The 17,522-nt window shown below is 18.8% G+C and carries 18 protein-coding genes and 1 tRNA gene; 7 read left to right on the forward strand and 12 right to left on the reverse strand.

Annotated features, from left to right (window positions below; translation table 11 throughout):
* Positions 1–2: 2 nt before the first annotated feature.
* The 10 genes from atpA to rpmH are packed head-to-tail and all read right to left on the reverse strand — an operon-like array spanning position 3 to position 7,951.
* Positions 3–1,535 (reverse strand): F0F1 ATP synthase subunit alpha, encoded by a 1,533-nt coding sequence (gene atpA / locus PAD_RS01355; protein WP_219848662.1) that lies wholly within the window; start codon positions 1,533–1,535, stop codon positions 3–5.
* Between the two features lie 9 nt (positions 1,536–1,544).
* Positions 1,545–2,066: an ATP synthase F1 subunit delta gene (atpH, locus tag PAD_RS01360; protein ID WP_219848663.1), complete on the reverse strand. Its 522-nt coding sequence runs from the start codon at positions 2,064–2,066 to the stop codon at positions 1,545–1,547.
* 1 nt (position 2,067) lies between these two features.
* Positions 2,068–2,538 carry a F0F1 ATP synthase subunit B gene (locus PAD_RS01365; RefSeq protein ID WP_219848664.1) on the reverse strand — a complete coding sequence of 157 codons (471 nt, stop codon included), beginning with the start codon at positions 2,536–2,538 and terminating at the stop codon, positions 2,068–2,070.
* Between the two features lie 22 nt (positions 2,539–2,560).
* Positions 2,561–2,785, reverse strand: coding sequence for a F0F1 ATP synthase subunit C (gene atpE / locus PAD_RS01370; protein ID WP_014894946.1), 225 nt, complete (start codon positions 2,783–2,785; stop codon positions 2,561–2,563).
* A gap of 1 nt (position 2,786) precedes the next feature.
* The gene (atpB, locus tag PAD_RS01375) at positions 2,787–3,641 is read right to left on the reverse strand and encodes a F0F1 ATP synthase subunit A (protein WP_219848361.1); all 855 of its coding nucleotides are present in this window, start codon (positions 3,639–3,641) and stop codon (positions 2,787–2,789) included.
* A gap of 17 nt (positions 3,642–3,658) precedes the next feature.
* Positions 3,659–5,458 (reverse strand): tRNA uridine-5-carboxymethylaminomethyl(34) synthesis enzyme MnmG, encoded by a 1,800-nt coding sequence (gene mnmG / locus PAD_RS01380; protein ID WP_219848665.1) that lies wholly within the window; start codon positions 5,456–5,458, stop codon positions 3,659–3,661.
* 6 nt (positions 5,459–5,464) lie between these two features.
* Positions 5,465–6,850, reverse strand: a complete 1,386-nt coding sequence (gene mnmE, locus PAD_RS01385; RefSeq protein ID WP_219848666.1) for a tRNA uridine-5-carboxymethylaminomethyl(34) synthesis GTPase MnmE — start codon at positions 6,848–6,850, stop codon at positions 5,465–5,467.
* Positions 6,829–7,473 (reverse strand): membrane protein insertase YidC, encoded by a 645-nt coding sequence (yidC, locus tag PAD_RS01390; RefSeq protein WP_219848667.1) that lies wholly within the window; start codon positions 7,471–7,473, stop codon positions 6,829–6,831. The genes mnmE and yidC overlap by 22 nt, the downstream gene beginning before the upstream one ends.
* 23 nt (positions 7,474–7,496) lie before the next feature.
* Positions 7,497–7,817 (reverse strand): ribonuclease P protein component, encoded by a 321-nt coding sequence (locus PAD_RS01395; RefSeq protein WP_219848668.1) that lies wholly within the window; start codon positions 7,815–7,817, stop codon positions 7,497–7,499.
* Entirely contained in the window at positions 7,817–7,951 is a 135-nt protein-coding gene (gene rpmH, locus PAD_RS01400) for a 50S ribosomal protein L34 (RefSeq protein WP_219848547.1), read from the reverse strand. The genes PAD_RS01395 and rpmH overlap by 1 nt, the downstream gene beginning before the upstream one ends.
* 63 nt (positions 7,952–8,014) lie before the next feature.
* On the opposite strand from rpmH, the gene dnaN reads away from it, so the two are divergent.
* From dnaN to PAD_RS01415, 3 genes are all read left to right on the forward strand, one after another.
* Positions 8,015–9,160 (forward strand): DNA polymerase III subunit beta, encoded by a 1,146-nt coding sequence (gene dnaN, locus PAD_RS01405; protein WP_219848669.1) that lies wholly within the window; start codon positions 8,015–8,017, stop codon positions 9,158–9,160.
* A gap of 11 nt (positions 9,161–9,171) precedes the next feature.
* Complete coding sequence (locus tag PAD_RS01410; RefSeq protein ID WP_219848670.1) at positions 9,172–11,433, forward strand: DNA gyrase subunit B; 2,262 nt, start codon at positions 9,172–9,174, stop codon at positions 11,431–11,433.
* 13 nt (positions 11,434–11,446) lie between these two features.
* Positions 11,447–11,520, forward strand: a tRNA-Ile gene (locus tag PAD_RS01415).
* Here the strand turns inward: PAD_RS01415 and glyS are convergent.
* Together glyS and PAD_RS01425 are read right to left on the reverse strand one after the other, a co-directional pair.
* Positions 11,480–13,435, reverse strand: a complete 1,956-nt coding sequence (glyS, locus tag PAD_RS01420; protein ID WP_219848833.1) for a glycine--tRNA ligase subunit beta — start codon at positions 13,433–13,435, stop codon at positions 11,480–11,482. The genes PAD_RS01415 and glyS overlap by 41 nt on opposite strands.
* Positions 13,436–13,460: 25 nt before the next feature.
* Positions 13,461–14,324 (reverse strand): glycine--tRNA ligase subunit alpha, encoded by an 864-nt coding sequence (locus PAD_RS01425; RefSeq protein ID WP_219848671.1) that lies wholly within the window; start codon positions 14,322–14,324, stop codon positions 13,461–13,463.
* 66 nt (positions 14,325–14,390) lie between these two features.
* On the opposite strand from PAD_RS01425, the gene ilvA reads away from it, so the two are divergent.
* From ilvA to ndhC, 4 genes are read left to right on the forward strand one after another with little or no spacing between them, the layout of a single operon-like run.
* Positions 14,391–15,947 (forward strand): threonine ammonia-lyase, biosynthetic, encoded by a 1,557-nt coding sequence (ilvA, locus tag PAD_RS01430; protein ID WP_219848672.1) that lies wholly within the window; start codon positions 14,391–14,393, stop codon positions 15,945–15,947.
* Positions 15,948–15,951: 4 nt separating this feature from the next.
* Positions 15,952–16,356 (forward strand): Holliday junction resolvase RuvX, encoded by a 405-nt coding sequence (ruvX, locus tag PAD_RS01435; RefSeq protein ID WP_219848673.1) that lies wholly within the window; start codon positions 15,952–15,954, stop codon positions 16,354–16,356.
* Positions 16,357–16,374: 18 nt separating this feature from the next.
* Complete coding sequence (locus PAD_RS01440) at positions 16,375–17,187, forward strand: ferredoxin--NADP reductase (protein ID WP_219848674.1); 813 nt, start codon at positions 16,375–16,377, stop codon at positions 17,185–17,187.
* Positions 17,180–17,521, forward strand: coding sequence for an NADH-quinone oxidoreductase subunit A (gene ndhC / locus PAD_RS01445; protein ID WP_219848675.1), 342 nt, complete (start codon positions 17,180–17,182; stop codon positions 17,519–17,521). Before PAD_RS01440 ends, ndhC begins: the two co-directional genes overlap by 8 nt.
* Position 17,522: the final 1 nt, after the last annotated feature.

Below are 17,522 nucleotides of genomic sequence, written 5' to 3' on the forward strand. Positions count from 1 at the left end.
TTTTACCTATATTTTTCTTTAAATATTTTTAATATTTTTTTAAAGTTTTCTATATACTCTTCTTTACCATTATTATTTATTAAATTTATTAATGTTTTATAATTTCTATTATAATATTTTATTAGTTGTTTTTCAAAATCAAATATTTTATTTATATTTATATCATCTAAATAATTTTTATTTGCTGCATATAATAATATTGCAATTTCAGCAACACTCATTGTATTAAATTGTTTTTGTTTCATTAATTCTGTTATACGCTTCCCACTTTCTATTTGTTTTCTAGTTATTTCATCTAAATCTGAACTAAATTGTGCAAATGATTCTAATTCTCTATATTTAGCTAAAGATAAACGTATACCTGATCCTAATTTTTTTATTATTTGAGTTTGGGCAGATCCACCTACTCTAGATACAGACAATCCTACATTTATTGCTGGTCTTATACCTGAATTAAATAAATTTGTTTCAAGAAATATTTGACCATCTGTTATAGAAATCACATTTGTAGGTATAAATTCTGATACATCTCCACCTTTTGTTTCTATTATTGGTAATGCAGTCAAAGATCCTGTTTTTTTTATTTTTCCATTAGTAAATTTCCTAACATAATTTTCATTTACACGAGAAGCTCTTTCTAATAATTTTGAATGTATATAAAATATATCCCCTGGATATGCTTCACGACCTGGCGGCCTTTTTAATAACAATGATATTTGTCGATAAGCCCAAGCTTGTTTTGTTAAATCATCATATACAATTAATGCATTTTTTCCTCTATCCCGAAAATGCTCCCCCATTGTACACCCTGTATATGGTACTAGATATTGCATAATTGCTGGATCAGATGCTGATGAAGCTACTACTATTGTATAGTTCATAGCACCATATTCTTCTAATTTTTTTACAATCTTTACGATATTAGATTTTTTTTGACCTATCGCAACATAAATACATATTATATCTTTATTTTTTTGATTAATAATAATATCCATAGCAATAGAGGTTTTACCTACATTTCTATCCCCTATAATTAATTCTCTTTGGCCTAAACCTATTGGGATCATTGAATCTATTGCTTTAATGCCTGTATTTAATGGTTTGCTAACACTTTTTCTGAAAATAACACCAGGAGCTATTTTTTCAATCAAATCAGTATTTTTTGTTTTTATTTTTCCTTTCCCATCTAGAGACCTTCCTAATGTATCTACAACTCTACCAATTAATTCTAAACCGACAGGTACTTTTAATAATTTCCCTGTACCTTTACATTTCATTCCCTCTTTAAGTTGTTTGAAATCCCCTAATACCACAATCCCTACATTATTTCTTTCAATATTAAAAACCAATCCAATGATATTCTCAATAAATTCTATTATTTCACCATACATAGCCGAGTATAACCCATATACACGTACGATTCCATCAAACACATTAATAATTCTTCCTTCATTTTGCATTTCTAAATTAAAATTAATATTTTTTATTTCTTTTTTTATTATATTACTAATTTCAAAATAATTTAAATCTTTCATAAGATTATATTATCCTAATAAGGTTTTTTTTAATTTATTTAATCTATAAATTATAGAAAAATCTATAATATTCTTTTTTATTTTTATAATTAATCCACCAATTATCTTTTTATTTATTTCTATTTTTTTAATAAATATTTTTTTTTTAAATTTTAAACTTAAAATATTTATTATTTTTTTTTTATGAATATTTTTTAAGATAAACGCACTAATAATTTTTATATTTAAAATATTATATTTTTTAAAAATTTTTCTTTCATATTTATATAATATATACTTTATAATATTTATATTCTTATTTCTTAATATCTTAATTATCTTAAAACTTTCATTATCTAATATATGTTTTATATTTTTATTTTTATTAAAACTAAAACATTTTAATAAATTATTTTTTCTATAATAATTTATTATATAATCAATCATTTTTATTTTATTTTTCCATTCATCTAAATCTTTTGATAAAACAGATAATTCCCATATTGCATTAAAATATGGTTTATTATTTTTTAATTTTTCTGATATTTTCATATTATATTTTTTTTACTAATTTTTTAAAAATTTCTTCATTCACATTTATATCTATTGATTTTTCTAAAATTTTTTCTAATCCTATTAAAGATATTTTAATTATTTTTTCATGTAAATCTTTTTTTATATTTAACAATTCTTCTTCAAATATTTTTTTTCTATTTTTTATTAAATTCTCACTTTCTTTTTTTGCAATCTTTCTTATCTTTTCAATTATATAATTATAATGTAATTGTGCTTTTTCTATTATTAACTCTGCTTCATTTTTAGCTTTATATAAAATATATTTTGATTCTTTTTTTGCTTTATATAATTCTTTTTTTGCTGTATTAGCTGATTTTAAAGCATTCTTAATTTTCTTTTCTCTTTCTAATATATTTTTTATTATTGGAGGCCAAACATATTTTTTACAAACCCAGATTAATATAGCAAAATTTATAATTTCACCTAAAATAGTTAAATTTATATTCACAACTTTTACCTTAATTTAATTTTCACCCTGCTACTACAAATATTAAATATAAAGCAATACCTACTCCAATCATTGGCACTGCATCTATTAAACCTGTCATTAAAAATGTACGAGTTAATAACAAATTACTTAATTCAGGTTGTCTTGCTGTAGATTCTAATAATCTCCCTCCTATAATTCCAAAACCAATCCCTGTCCCAACTGCTCCCAACCCTATCATAATTGCAGCAGCTATATATATTTCCATTTTATTTCTCCATCTTATTTATTTCATGTGAATTTATCGTATTTGTTTTATAAGATTTCTTTAAATAAATTATCGTTAACATCATAAAAATAAAAGATTGTAAAGGTATTATTAATATATGAAATACACCCCATATTAAACTTAATACCCATTTTATCCAAAACGGTAAAATATTAATTAATATAAAAATTACTTCAGACGCAAACATATTTCCAAATAAGCGTAAAGATAAAGATAAAGGTTCGATTAATAAATTCAGACTTTCTAAAATAATATTAAATGGTATTAAAAAAATATTATTAAATGGTTTTATACAAATTTCTTTTATAAAACCAATTAAACCTTTATTTTTTATATTATAAAATAATATTATTATAAATACACTTATTGCCATACCGGCTGGTATGTTTATATCTGAGGTTGCTAAAATTTTAATATTTTGATTAATTTTTAATAAATATAAAAATATATTTATAATATCCATTGGAAATAAATCAATTAAATTCATTAAAAAAATACACATAAATATAACTAATGAAAGTGGACCTATTAATTCATTCTTATATTTTAAATTCTTAATTATTATATTATTTATAGTTTCACTTATATATTCTATTACATTAAATATCCCTTTTGGAGTTGTATTAGAATTTAATAAAAAAGAACATTTCTTAAAAATAAATAAAAATAAAATACCCATTAATATAGAAAAAAAAATAGAATCTAAATTTATTGAAAAAAATCCCATAGTTTTTATCTGGTCTATATTTTGTGCAATTATCCAACCTTTTTTTGGATAATATCCAAAAGTCAAATTTTGTAAATGATGTTTTATATATTTATTAAAATTATTCATAAAAATCTGTTCTTATTTTATTGTTTTTTTTTTAAATAAAACAATATTATTGAAATAGCAGCTGGAGTAACTCCTGGAATATTTTTTAGATCTGCTAATGTTAAAATTTTCTTTAATCTTATTTTTTGATATATTTCATTTGAAAGTCCAATACAATTAAAATCAAAATTTTTAGGGAAACATATTTTTTCATATTTCTTCATATTTTTTACTTCTTTAATTTGACGGGTAATATATCCTTTATATTTTATTTGTATTTGTATTTGTTCAAATATATCTTTAGGTAAATTTTTATTTGAGTTAATATCAATATATTTTATAGTTTTTTTTATATTAATTATACCATTTTTTTTTAATATTTTATTTGGAATAATATAATTTTTTTTTAATATATTTATTTCTTTTTTTATTTTTTTACTTTTTTTTATATAATAATAATAACGATAATTATTTATTAAACCTAATTTATAACCTCTTTCTGTTAACCGTAAATCTGCATTATCTTCACGTAATAATAATCTATATTCTGATCTAGATGTAAACATTCTATAAGGTTCATTTGTTCCTTTTTTTATTAAATCGTCTAACATAACCCCAATATAAGATTCATTACGTTTTGGATACCATTTTTCTAATTCTTTAATATTTATTGAAGCATTTATACCAGCTATTAATCCTTGAGCAGCTGCTTCTTCATATCCAGTTGTTCCATTAATTTGCCCTGCAAAATATAAATTTTTTATAAATTTAGTTTCTAAAGTATGATATAAATCACGTGGATCTATATAATAATATTCTATTGCATAACCAGGTCTAGTTATATAAGCTTTTTCTAAACCATATATACTATTTATAAGTTTTTTTTGGAAATTAAAAGGTAAAATAGTAGAAATGCCATTAGGATAAACTTCATTAAAATCTAAATTTTCTGGTTCTAAAAATATTTGATGTCTTTTTCTATTTGAAAATTTATAAATTTTATCTTCAATAGAAGGACAATATCTAGGTCCTTTGCCTTTGATTTTCCCAGTAAAAATAGGTGATTTATATATATTGTTTATTATAATTTCATGTGTTTTATTGTTTGTGTAGGTAATAAAACAATTTAATTGTTTTATTTTTTTTTTTTCTAAAGAAAAAAAAGACATCTTAGGAATCGGAAAAGTTCCTGATTGGTTTTCTAATTTTAAAATATTAATACTTTTAGCATCAATTCTAGGAGGAGTTCCTGTTTTTAATCTAGATATTTTAAAAGGTAATTGTTTTATTTTTTTTGCTAATAAATTTGAATTCTTGTCATTAATTCTACCACCTATAAAACTATTTAATCCTATATAAATTTTTCCACCTAAAAAAGTTCCATTACATAATATTACTTTTTTACTATAAAAACATATACCTTCAGAAGTTATAATACCTTTATTTATATTATTTTTTACAATTAAATCAACAACTGTTTGTTGTATTACACTTAAATTTTTTTGGTTTTTTATTATAGTTTTTATAAATCTTTTATATAAATTCCGATCTATCTGAACTCTTGTTGATCTTACAGCTGGTCCTTTACTCTTATTTAATATCCTAAATTGTATTCCAGAATAATCGGTTGCTAAACCCATTATTCCACCTAATGCATCTATTTCTTTTACTATTTGACTTTTCCCTATCCCACCAATTGCAGGATTACAAGAAAAAGTACCAATTGTTTCAATATTATCTGTTATAAGTAATGTTTTAACCCCTATTTTTGATGCAGCTAAACTAGCTTCTATACCAGCATGCCCACCTCCAACTACTATTACTTCATAAATATTCATAAAATCTTATTTACCTATACAAAAAGTTTTAAAAATTTTTTTTAAAATATTTTTTTTTACATTTTTTCCAATAATTTCTTCTAAATATTTTTGTATAAGATATAAATCTTCAGATAATATCTCATTAATTTCATTAAATTTATTTTTTATATAAGAATTTATTATATTAATTGTTTTTTCTAAATAATAAATTTGACGATTTTTTATACAAAATAAATTTTCATCTTTTATTTTATTTTTTTTTAAAATTATTTTTTTTATATTTTTTTTTAATTTATTTATTCCTTCTTTTGTTTTTGTTGAAATATTAATTATTTTATTATCTTTTATTAATTCTTTTTTTTTTATTAAATCTATTTTATTTCTTATTATAAGAATATTTTTTTTAAAAAATTTTTTAAATCTATCTATATTTGTTTCTTTATTATCTAATATTAATAAAATTAAATCTGCATTATTTATTTCTTTAATTGCACGTTTTATTCCTAATTTTTCTATTAAATTAATATTTTTTTCATTTTTTCTTATTCCAGCTGTATCACTTATAGAAATAGGTATTCCATATAAAAATATATTAATTTTTAATACATCTCTAGTTGTACCTTTTATATTTGTAATTATAGCATTATCTTTACCAGTTAAAAGATTAAATAAACTAGATTTACCTACATTAGGTTTTCCTGTTATTACTATTTTAAGAGTATTATTTATCAAGTAACCATTGAAAGCTTTTTTTTTAAATAAAGTTAATAAAAAAAATAATTTTTTTATTTTATTTAATATATTTTTTTTTGTTAATTTTTTTTTTATTATTAAATCTTCTTTATATTCATTTGGAAAATTTATCATTGCTTCTAGATTTATACGTAATCTTATTATTTCTTTAATTATTTTTTTTATATTATTAGAAAATATTCCGTCAAAAGAATTTAAAGCTATTTTTAAAGCTAATTTAGAATTAGCTTTTATTATATCTATTACCGATTCTGCTTGTATTAAATCTATTTTATTGTTTAAAAAAGCCCTTTCTGTAAATTCTCCTGGTTTTGCTAATCTAGCGCCTAATAGGATTATATATTCTAATAATATTTCTAAAATTATAGGACCGCCATGACTTTGCAATTCAAGTATATTTTCTCCTGTGAAAGAATTAGGAGATTTAAAATATATTACTATACCTTTATCAATTATTTTTTTATTTTTATCTAAAAAAGGAACATAATAAGCATATCTAGATTTAGGTATAAAACCTAAGATTTTTTTTGAGATAAATTTTATATTATCATTTCCAGATATTCTAATAATTCCAATACTAGAATAACCAGATGGAGTTGCTTTCGCACAAATAAGATCATTATAAAAAAAATTATTTAAATATTTTTTTTTATCCATTTTCTAATAAAATATTGTTGTATTATTGAGATTATATTATTAGTTATCCAATAAATTAATAAACATGAGGGAAACCATAAAAAGAAAAAAGTAAAAAATATAGGTAATAACTTTATTAAGTTATTTTTATAATAATTCTCTTTATTATTTAATTTTTGTTGAATTAATATAGAAAAACCCATAATTACTGGTAAAATAAAAAAAGGATCCATTACAGCTAAGTCTTTTATCCATAAAATAAATGGTGATTTTTTTAATTCTATTGAATTTCTTAAAGTCCAATATAATGAAATAAAAATTGGGGTTTGTATAATAAGAGGTAAACAACTATTTAATGGATTTATTTTTTCTTTTTTATATATTTTTATTATTTCTCTTGTTATTCTTTTTTTATCATTTTTATATATTTTTTCTATATTATTTAATATAGGTTTTATTTTACGTATTTTTATTACTGTTTTATAAGAGATATAGGATAAAGGTAAGAAAAGAATTTTTATTATAAGGGTTAATAATATTATTGAAAAACCCCAATTTAAAATAAAAAAATTTATTTTACAAAGTATCCAATATATTGGTTCTGATATAAACCATAACTTCCCATTATTTATTATTTTTTCCAAATTCTTTTCTTTTTTTTTATTTTTTAATTTATAATAAAATTAAAAATTTTTTTTAAAAATATTTTTATATTAAATTTTAATATATTATTTTTTATATGTAAAATAATATAAAGACTAATAATATTATATTGATACAATCTTATATATTCTTTAATAATTCTTTTAAAAAAATTACGATGTGTTGATTTATTAATATTTTTTTTTTTTATAAATATATAAAAATATATTTTATTATTTGGAAGACATCCAATAATAATTAAATTATTATTAATCAACTTAAAATTATAAAAATTTTTTATTTTCTTTTTGAATTCAGATTTATTTTTTTTTATTCTATATTTCATTATTTACATATTCTATTCCGCTTTTTTTTTCTACGATTTGAAATAATTTTTCTACCATCTTTAGTTGCCATGCGTTTTCTAAACCCATGAACTCTTTTTAATTTAATTTTACTAGGTTGAAAAGTCCGTTTCATTAATATATAATCTCCTTTAAAATAATATATATATATTATAAAATAATTTCTTAAATTCATATAATGAAATTTATAATTTCTAGAGAAAATTTAATTAAACCACTTAACTTATTAATAGGATTAATTACTAAGCAGCAAACTATACCTATTCTTTCTAATATTTTAATTAAAGTATATAAAAAGAATTTCATAAAAATGATTAGTTCTAATTTAGAAATGGAATTAATAAGTAATATATATATTAAAAAAAAGATAAAAAAAATTGGTTCTCTAACTGTATCAGCTATAAAATTAATGTATATCTGCAAATCTTTACCAGATAAAACAAATATTAAATTTGAAACTATAAATAATAAAGTATTTATTTCTACTAAAAATTCAAAATTTATTTTATCTACTATAACTTCAGAATTATTTCCAAAATTCGATATAAATAAGAAAAAAAATTTAAAAATAAAAATAAATAAAAATATATTAAAAAATTTAATAAAATTAACTTATTTTTCTATGGCTGAAGAAGATATAAGATATTATTTAAATGGTATGTTATTAGAAATAAATAAAAATACTATAATTTCTGTTGCTACAGATGGTCATAGATTAGCTTTATGTTCAAAATATATGATGAATAATTTTTATTATGGTTTAAAAAAAATAATTTTACCAAGAAAAAGTATTTTACTTTTAATACGTTTATTAAATGAAAATGATGAAATAATTAAAATAACTATTGGAATAAATTTTTTAAAAATAAAAATAAAAAATTTTATATTTATTACTAAAAAAATTAATGGGCAATTTCCAAATTATAAAGAAGTAATACCTACTTTATATAATAATCGTATATTAATAAATAAAAATGAATTACGTTTAGCTTTGATCCGTAGTGCGATTTTTTCAAAAGAAAAAAATAAAAATATAATTTTTAAATTTCTACCTAAAGCATTATATATTAAATCAATAAATTCAGAAAAAGAAATTGTAAAAGAATATCTTGAAATTAATTATAATGGTAAAAAAATAGAAATTGGTTTTAATGTAGATTATTTAATAGACGTATTAAATGTTATAGAAAATAAATATATATATATCTCTTTATATAATTCAAAAAATAGTATTTTAATAGAACCGATAATATCCAAAAAAAATATAATTAATTTTAATAATGAATATAAATATAAATATATTGTAATGCCTATTATTATTTAAAAATTAAAAACATGTCTAATTCTTCATATAATTCATATAATATAAAAATATTAAAAGGTTTAGATCCTGTAAAAAAAAGACCTGGTATGTATATTGGTAATACAGATGATGGGACTGGTTTACATCATATGATTTTTGAAATTATTGATAACTCTATTGATGAATATTTAGCTGGTTATTGTAATAAAATAATTATTAAGATTATTAAAAATCATATAATAAAAATTGAAGATAATGGAAGAGGAATACCTATTGATATACATTCTGAAGGAAGATCTGCAGCTGAAATAATAATGACAGTATTACATGCTGGGGGAAAATTTGATAATAAATCTTATAAAATTTCAGGAGGGTTACATGGGGTGGGTTTATCTGTTGTAAATGCTTTATCTGAATATATTATATTATTTATTTATAGAAATAATAAAATCTACAAACAAATTTATTTTAATGGTATCCCTTTAAAGCCATTAAAAATTTTTGGTAAAACAAAAAAAACAGGAACAAAAATAATTTTTAAACCTTCAAAAAAAATATTTATAAATACAAAATTTAATTATAATTATATATATAAAAGATTAGAAGAATTATCTTATTTAAATAACAAACTAAAACTACTTTTAATAAAAAAAGAAAAAAAAATCTTATTTTTTAATGAAGGCGGAATAAAATCTTTAATAAAATTACTTAATAAAAATGAAAATACAATATGTCCTATATTTTATTTAAAAACAAAAACAGAAAAGAATATATATATTGAAATAGCAATACAATGGAATAATTCTTATAATGAAATATTAAAATGTTATACAAATAATATACCACAAAATGATGGGGGTTCTCATTTAATGGGTTTTCGTACAGCATTGACTAAAAGTTTTAAACTTTACATTGAAAATGAAAAAATAAAAAATAAATATAATATAAATAGTGAAGATATAAAAGAAGGAATAACAGCAATAATAGCAATAAAAATGCAAAATCCAAAATTTTCTTCACAAACAAAAAATAAATTAATTTCATCAGAAATAAAAATAGCTGTAGAAAAAGAATTAAATAAAAATTTTTCTAATTATTTATTAGAACATCCTAAAGAATCAAAAAATATTATAAATAAAATTCTTAATTCTGCAAAAATAAGATATGAATCACGTAAAGCAAGAGAATTTGCAAAAAAAAGAATTGATTTAGATATTACTAAATTACCAGGTAAATTATCAGATTGTCAAGAAAATAATCCAAAAAAATCTGAATTATATATAGTTGAAGGTGATTCAGCTGGAGGTTCAGCTAAACAAGGTAGAGATAGACGTACACAGGCAATTTTACCATTAAAAGGTAAAATAATAAATGTAGAAAAATCAGGTTTTGAAAAAATAATATATTCAAATGAAATAAGTACATTAATCACGGCATTAGGTTGTGGAATTGGAGAAAAAGAATTTAATATAAAAAAATTAAGATATCATACAATAATTATTATGACAGATGCAGATGTTGATGGATCACATATTAGAACATTATTATTAACTTTTTTCTTTAGATATATGCCAAAAATTATTGAAAAAGGTTATATTTATATAGCTAAACCACCTTTGTTTAAATTAAAATATGAAAAAAAAGAAATTTATATAAAAAATGAAAAAGATTTAAATAAAAATATAATTAATATATGTTTAAAAGAAATAAAAATTTTAATTAATAAAAAAAAAATATGTATAAAAAAAATACTTTTATTTTATATTAAGTTTTATAAATTTTCAAAAAAATTAAAAATAAATAATTTAAAAAAATTAATTTTTTTAAAAAAAATAGAAAAAAATTATTTTAATGATATATATTATAAAAATATTTCTTTGATAAACGATAAGAATATTCTAAAAAATAAATTTTTTTTTAAATCTAAAAAATATTTATTATTAATAAAATTAAAAAAACAAATAAATAAATTAAATAATTTTAAAAATAAAATTTATTTATTTTTTAAAAATAAACAAAAAATCTTTTATAATATATATGATTTAATTCTTTATATAATTAATAAATTTTTATATAAAAATCTTAATATACAAAGATATAAAGGATTAGGAGAAATGAACCCTAAGCAATTATGGGAGACGACAATGAACCCATTAAAAAGAATAATATTAAAAATAACTATAAAAAACATTTTAAAAGCAAATTTAATTTTCAACAGCTTAATGGGTGATAAAGTTAAACCAAGGAGAACTTTTATAAAAAGTAATGCATTAATTGCTAATCTTGATATATGATAAAGATATTATTAGGCTTATAGCTCAATAGGTTAGAGCAGAGGACTCATAATCCTTTGGTTGTAGGTTCAAATCCTACTAGGCCTATAAAATCAGCTAGAGTTATAAAGATATTGTTTATATATATTAATAATAAAATATTATTTTTAGAAAAAATATTTTTAGTTCTAAAAATTTTTATATTATTTATAAAATAATTTGTTTTTTTATATATAAGATATATATAAAAAAATATATCTTTATAATTACAAATTCCTTTTTTTATTAAATAATAAAAATTATTTATATAAAAATTAATTGAATTAAATAAATTATATTCTAGATTTTTTTTAAAAAATTTAATATTTACTTTTTTAAATAGAAATAAAGTTTTATATAAATTTTTATATTTTTTTATAAAATTAATAATTCTTTTATTTAAAAAAATTATTTTATATATAAGTTTTTTTTTATTTAATAAAAAATTTATATTTTTAATACGTCTAAATAAATCATATGGACAAAAACTTGTAGATTTTATAGAAAAATATATTTTTTTATTCATATTATTTTTTTTTATTAAATATATTATTTTTTCCAATAAAAACTTTAATATTTGTTTTATAAAAATATTTTTATTTAAAATATAGTTATTATATTGAGAAATAGAATAATTAATTAATAAAAATAAATCTAAATTATATTCATTAAAAATAATAATTTTTAATATTCTATATGCTATTCTTCTTGTAAAAAAAATATCTGCACTACTGCTGGGTATATAACCTATATAAAAATAACCTATTAAATCATCAAATTTATTTGATAATGATAAAGATATTCCTTCTTTAGTATACGGTAATAAATTATTATATTTATTTGGTAAATATTGTTGATAGATTGTTTTATAAACTTCTTTTTTTTCTTTGTTTATAAAAGAATAATAAGAACCAATAAACCCTTTAAAAAAATTAAATTCTTTAACAAAAGATGTAATAAAATCACATTTTGATAAATATGCAGATCTTATAGCAAGTTTTAGATTCCCCCCTATATATAGAATATATTTTTTTATAGAATTTATAATTCTACGAGTTTTATCAGCTAAACTACCTAATTTATATTGAAAAATTACTAATTCTAAATCTTTATATCTTTCATATAATTTTTTTTTAAAATCATATAATAAAAAAAATAAAATATCATTAAAAAAAATATTAATATTTTTTTCATTATTTAATATTAATTTATGTTTATTTAAAGTATTTAAATTAACAATAATAATATATTTATTTGTTATCAAGTTTTTTTTATAAAATAAATTAAAACTTTTTTTTTTATCTTTTATAAGAAATATTAATATTTCTTTAGGTAATTTTTTAAAAATTTTATTAAAAGTTATAATCATAGCTACTGGCCATTCTACTAACTTAGCAATATATACTAATATCTTTTTATCTAAATTTACTAATAAATTATTTTTTTTAGCAAGATATAAAATCATATTCCTAATAATTTCAAGTCTATAATTAAAATCAACAAGTGTATAACCTGGATATTTTAATTTTAATAAATATTCATTACTATTATTTAATATAATCTCTTTATTATAATGTATTACATGTCCATAAGATTTTCTATTTGAAATAAAATTGAATAAGTTTATTTTTATGACATCATTATTAAATAATACTAATAACCAATTTACAGGTCTTATAAATTTATAATTATTTTTTCCCCATCTCATTTTTTGAAAGTTTGATTTATTATTTAATAATATATTTAAAGAAATTTGTATTATATTTTTTATATATAATTCTTTTTTATAAACTAATTCTTTTTTAGAAAGAATATTATTAATTAATAATGCAATACGTTTAGAAGTTGTAAAAATCTTAATACTTTTAAAAGAAAAATATTCTTTATAAAAATTAGTTCTTAAATTTTTTATAAAATTATTAAGAAGATTATGATAATTATTTGGTAAATCCTCAAACCCAATTTCAATAAGTAAGTTATTCATTATATTTTATAATTTTTTCTAATTTTTATATATTTGTTTTTATATATTTTTTTGCAATTTTACAAGCCATAGACCTGACACGATATATATATATTTTTTTTTCTAAAAAATCTATAACATTACAAGAATCTAATAAATTTAAAATATGTGATGATTTTAATAATTTTTCATAAGCAGGTATTATTAAATTTTTTTTTAATAAATTTATACAATCTTTCTCATAATTTATAAATTTTTTTAATAAAATTCTTTTATTTAAAAAATTTAAATTATAATTTGATTGTTCTTTTTCATTTTTAAAAAAAATTTCACCATAAGTTATATTATTATTCCATTTTATATCATAAATATTATCTAGTTCTTGTAAATGCATAGCTATTCTTTCTAGACCATAAGTAATTTCACCTGTAACAGGATAACAATCTATCCCTCCTATTTGTTGAAAATAAGTAATTTGTGTAATTTCTATATTATTTAACCAAACTTCCCAACCTAAACCCCAAGCACCTAAACTAGGTGATTCCCAATTATCTTCTATAAATTTTAGATCATTTATTTTTAAATTTATACCTAAATCTTTTAAAGAATTTAAATAAATTTTTTGAAAATTTTTTGGTGAAGGTTTAAAAATCACTTGAAATTGGTAATAATGTTGTAATCTATTTGTTTTATTTCCATATCTACCATCTTTAGGTCTTCTACAAGCTTGTATATAACACGTTTTAATAATTTCTTTTTTTTTATTTATAGAATTAAAAAAAGTAAAAGGATGAAATGTAGCTGCTCCTACTTCTATATCTAAAGGTTGTATAATTATACAACCAAATTTTAACCAATAATTTTTTAATTTAAATATTAACTTTTCAAAAGTATTAAAAGTTATTTTCATATTGTTTATTATATAAAAAAAATAATTTATTTACTATATTATTTATAAATATATATAATAAGAAATATGAAAAAAATAAAATCTAATCCTAGTTTAGAACTTTATGTAAAAAAAATACTTAATTCAAAAGTATATGAACTTGCTAAATTTACACCTTTATCTTTTACACCTTTACTTTCAAAAATTTTAAAAAACAAGATTTTTATAAAACGTGAAGATTTACAACAAATATTTTCTTTTAAAATTAGAGGCGCATATAATTGTATGATTAAACTATCTAAAAATAAAATAAAGAAAGGAGTAATTACAGCTTCTGCAGGCAACCATGCGCAAGGTGTCGCTTTATCTGCAAAAAAATTAGGTATTAAATCTATTATTGTTATGCCTAAAATAACACCTGAAATTAAAGTTTTATCTGTACAAGCTATCGGTTCTGAAGTATTAATAAAAGGTAATAATTTTAATTCATCTTTAAAATATGCATTAAATTTAGTTAATAAATATGGATATACTTATATTCCTCCATTTGATAATACCGAAGTAATTGCAGGACAAGGAACTTTAGCAATGGAACTTTTAAAACAATATAAAAATAAAATTTATGCAATATTTGTTCCTGTTGGTGGAGGAGGATTAATTGCAGGAATTACAGCATATATAAAATATTTACGTCCTAAAATAAAAATAATAGGTGTCGAGCCTGAAGATTCTGCTTGTTTAAAAGAAGCAATAAAATTTGGTTATCCAATTACATTAAATACTTTAGATATGTTTGCGGAAGGAGTGGCAGTATCTCGGATTGGTAATAAACCTTTTAAATTAATAAAAAATATTATAGATGAGATTATCACTGTTAATATAGATGAAATGTGTTCTGCAATAAAAGATATGTTTGAAAATACAAGAGCTTTAGCAGAAGTTTCAGGAGCTTTATCTTTAGCTGGATTAAAAAAATATATAATAAAAAAAAAAATTATAAATAAAACTTTAATTTGTATAAATACTGGAGCAAATATTAATTTTGAGAAATTACAATATATAGCAAACAGAACAGCTTTAGGAGAAAATAAAGAATTAATATTAGCGATAAAAATACCAGAATCAATAGGTAGTTTAAAAAACTTATGTAATATAATAGGTAAAAATAAAATGTTTACTGAGTTAAATTATCGTTACTTTAATAAAAGTAAAGCAAATATATTAATAGGTTTAAAAATTATTCCAGGTATTGAAGATAAAAAAAATATAATAAAGAATATACGTAATGCTAATTTTTTAGTTAAAGATATGAGTTATAATGAATTAATAAAATTACATATTCGTTATTTTATTGGAGGAAACTTTAAAAGTTATACAAAGAAAAATAATTATAAAGAAGAATTATATTGTTTTGAATTTCCAGAAAAGCCAGGTGCTTTAATAAAATTTTTAAATAGTTTACCTGAAATTTTTAATATTTCTTTATTTCATTACCGAAATTATGGGTATGCGTATGGTCGTGTTTTAATAGCTATACAATTATATAAAAATAAAATAAAAAAATTAGAAAAAAATTTAGACAAAATAGGGTATAGATATTGGAAAGAAAGTAAAAATATAGCGTATAAACTTTTTTTAAAATAAAAAAATGAATAAGAAAATTATTATGGCTTTTGATTATGGGATAAAAAAAATAGGTATAGCATTAGGTAATAATATAATTAATACTATTACTATACTAAAAACTATTTCATCTATAAATGGTAAACCAAATTGGGATAAAATTTCTAAATTAATAAAAAATTGGATACCTGATTTATTATTAGTTGGGTTGCCAATAAATATAGATAATACTGAGTCTAAAATGAGTTTATTATCTAGAAAATTTGGAAAAGAATTAAAAAAAAAATATTCTTTACCATATCACCTGGTAGATGAACGGATTTCAACTTATGAAGCTAAATATCTTGCTAAAGAAGAAATATTCTATACGAAAAAAAATTTAGATGGGATAGCCGCTAGTATCATAATTAACGATTTTTTAAATAAATAATTTAGATTGGAGAAAGTTTTGAAAAAATTCTATATTGAAAAAATTTTAAATGTTTTTCATTGGAATAAGAATTTATTTAGTTTTTATACAACAAAAAATAAAAACTTACGGGTTAAAAATGGGCAATTTTTAATTATTGGTTTAAATATAAATAAAGATTTTAAGTTAATAATAAGAGCATATTCATTAGTAAGTCCTAATTATTCTAATTATCTTGAATTTTTTTCAATAAAAATAGAAAATGGTAAATTTACATCATTATTAAAAAATATAAAAATTGGTGATTATATATTAATAAGTAAAAAATCTACAGGAACATTAACAATTGATAATATAAAAAGTGGGAAAAGTTTATTTCTATTAGCTACTGGGACTGGCTTAGCACCATTTATAAGTTTAATACAAGATCCAATATTATATTGTCGGTTTAAAAAAATTATTTTAATACATGGAGTAAGTTATATAAATGAATTAGCATATAAAAAATTTATTAATAAAAAAATTTTTTATAAAAAAAATTTAAAAAAAAAAATAAAAAAAAAATTAATTTATTATCCAACAATTACTCGTGAAAATTATATAAATCAAGGTAGAATTACTGAAATTATTATTAAAGGAAAATTATTTAAAGAATTAAAATTACCTTTTTTTAATTTAAATTCTGATAGATTAATGTTATGTGGTAATAAAAATATGTTAAAAGAAATATCAGAATATTTAAAAAATTTAGGATTTAAAAAATCATTAATTAATAATCCTAATGATTATGTTTTTGAAAATTCTTTTATAAATAAAAAAACCAGATGGGATAGATTTTATATAAATGAATAATTTATTTCTTTTTTTTATAATAACAACAATATTAATATTAATAATAAATATTATTTCATATTTTTTAGGTGGGTATAGTTGGTCACCAAATAAAGAAATACCTTTCGAATCTGGCATAATTTCTATTGGGTCAATAAAAAAAATCAATTACTTTGCAAAATTTTATATTTTAGCAATATTATTTGTGATATTTGATTTAGAAGTTATATTTTTATTTTGTTGGGCAATTGCAATTAGAGAATTAGGATGGCAAGGTTTTATAGGGATAATAATATTTATATTTATATTATTAATAGGATTATTATATGATATATGTAATGAGATATTTGATTAAA

This window comes from Candidatus Portiera aleyrodidarum, assembly GCF_000953295.1.
In the GTDB taxonomy this organism is placed as follows: domain Bacteria; phylum Pseudomonadota; class Gammaproteobacteria; order Johnevansiales; family Johnevansiaceae; genus Portiera; species Portiera aleyrodidarum_A.

What these genes read in the sequence shown, in the direction of transcription:
- atpA (WP_219848662.1), bottom strand. Translation starts at nt 1,535, where the DNA reads ATGAAAGATTTAAATTATTTTGAAATTAGTAATATAATAAAAAAAGAA.
- atpH (WP_219848663.1), bottom strand. Translation starts at nt 2,066, where the DNA reads ATGAAAATATCAGAAAAATTAAAAAATAATAAACCATATTTTAATGCA.
- atpE (WP_014894946.1), bottom strand. Translation starts at nt 2,785, where the DNA reads ATGGAAATATATATAGCTGCTGCAATTATGATAGGGTTGGGAGCAGTT.
- atpB (WP_219848361.1), bottom strand. Translation starts at nt 3,641, where the DNA reads ATGAATAATTTTAATAAATATATAAAACATCATTTACAAAATTTGACT.
- mnmG (WP_219848665.1), bottom strand. Translation starts at nt 5,458, where the DNA reads ATGAATATTTATGAAGTAATAGTAGTTGGAGGTGGGCATGCTGGTATA.
- mnmE (WP_219848666.1), bottom strand. Translation starts at nt 6,850, where the DNA reads ATGGATAAAAAAAAATATTTAAATAATTTTTTTTATAATGATCTTATT.
- PAD_RS01395 (WP_219848668.1), bottom strand. Translation starts at nt 7,817, where the DNA reads ATGAAATATAGAATAAAAAAAAATAAATCTGAATTCAAAAAGAAAATA.
- rpmH (WP_219848547.1), bottom strand. Translation starts at nt 7,951, where the DNA reads ATGAAACGGACTTTTCAACCTAGTAAAATTAAATTAAAAAGAGTTCAT.
- dnaN (WP_219848669.1), top strand. Translation starts at nt 8,015, where the DNA reads ATGAAATTTATAATTTCTAGAGAAAATTTAATTAAACCACTTAACTTA.
- PAD_RS01410 (WP_219848670.1), top strand. Translation starts at nt 9,172, where the DNA reads ATGTCTAATTCTTCATATAATTCATATAATATAAAAATATTAAAAGGT.
- glyS (WP_219848833.1), bottom strand. Translation starts at nt 13,435, where the DNA reads ATGAATAACTTACTTATTGAAATTGGGTTTGAGGATTTACCAAATAAT.
- PAD_RS01425 (WP_219848671.1), bottom strand. Translation starts at nt 14,324, where the DNA reads ATGAAAATAACTTTTAATACTTTTGAAAAGTTAATATTTAAATTAAAA.
- ilvA (WP_219848672.1), top strand. Translation starts at nt 14,391, where the DNA reads ATGAAAAAAATAAAATCTAATCCTAGTTTAGAACTTTATGTAAAAAAA.
- ruvX (WP_219848673.1), top strand. Translation starts at nt 15,952, where the DNA reads ATGAATAAGAAAATTATTATGGCTTTTGATTATGGGATAAAAAAAATA.
- ndhC (WP_219848675.1), top strand. Translation starts at nt 17,180, where the DNA reads ATGAATAATTTATTTCTTTTTTTTATAATAACAACAATATTAATATTA.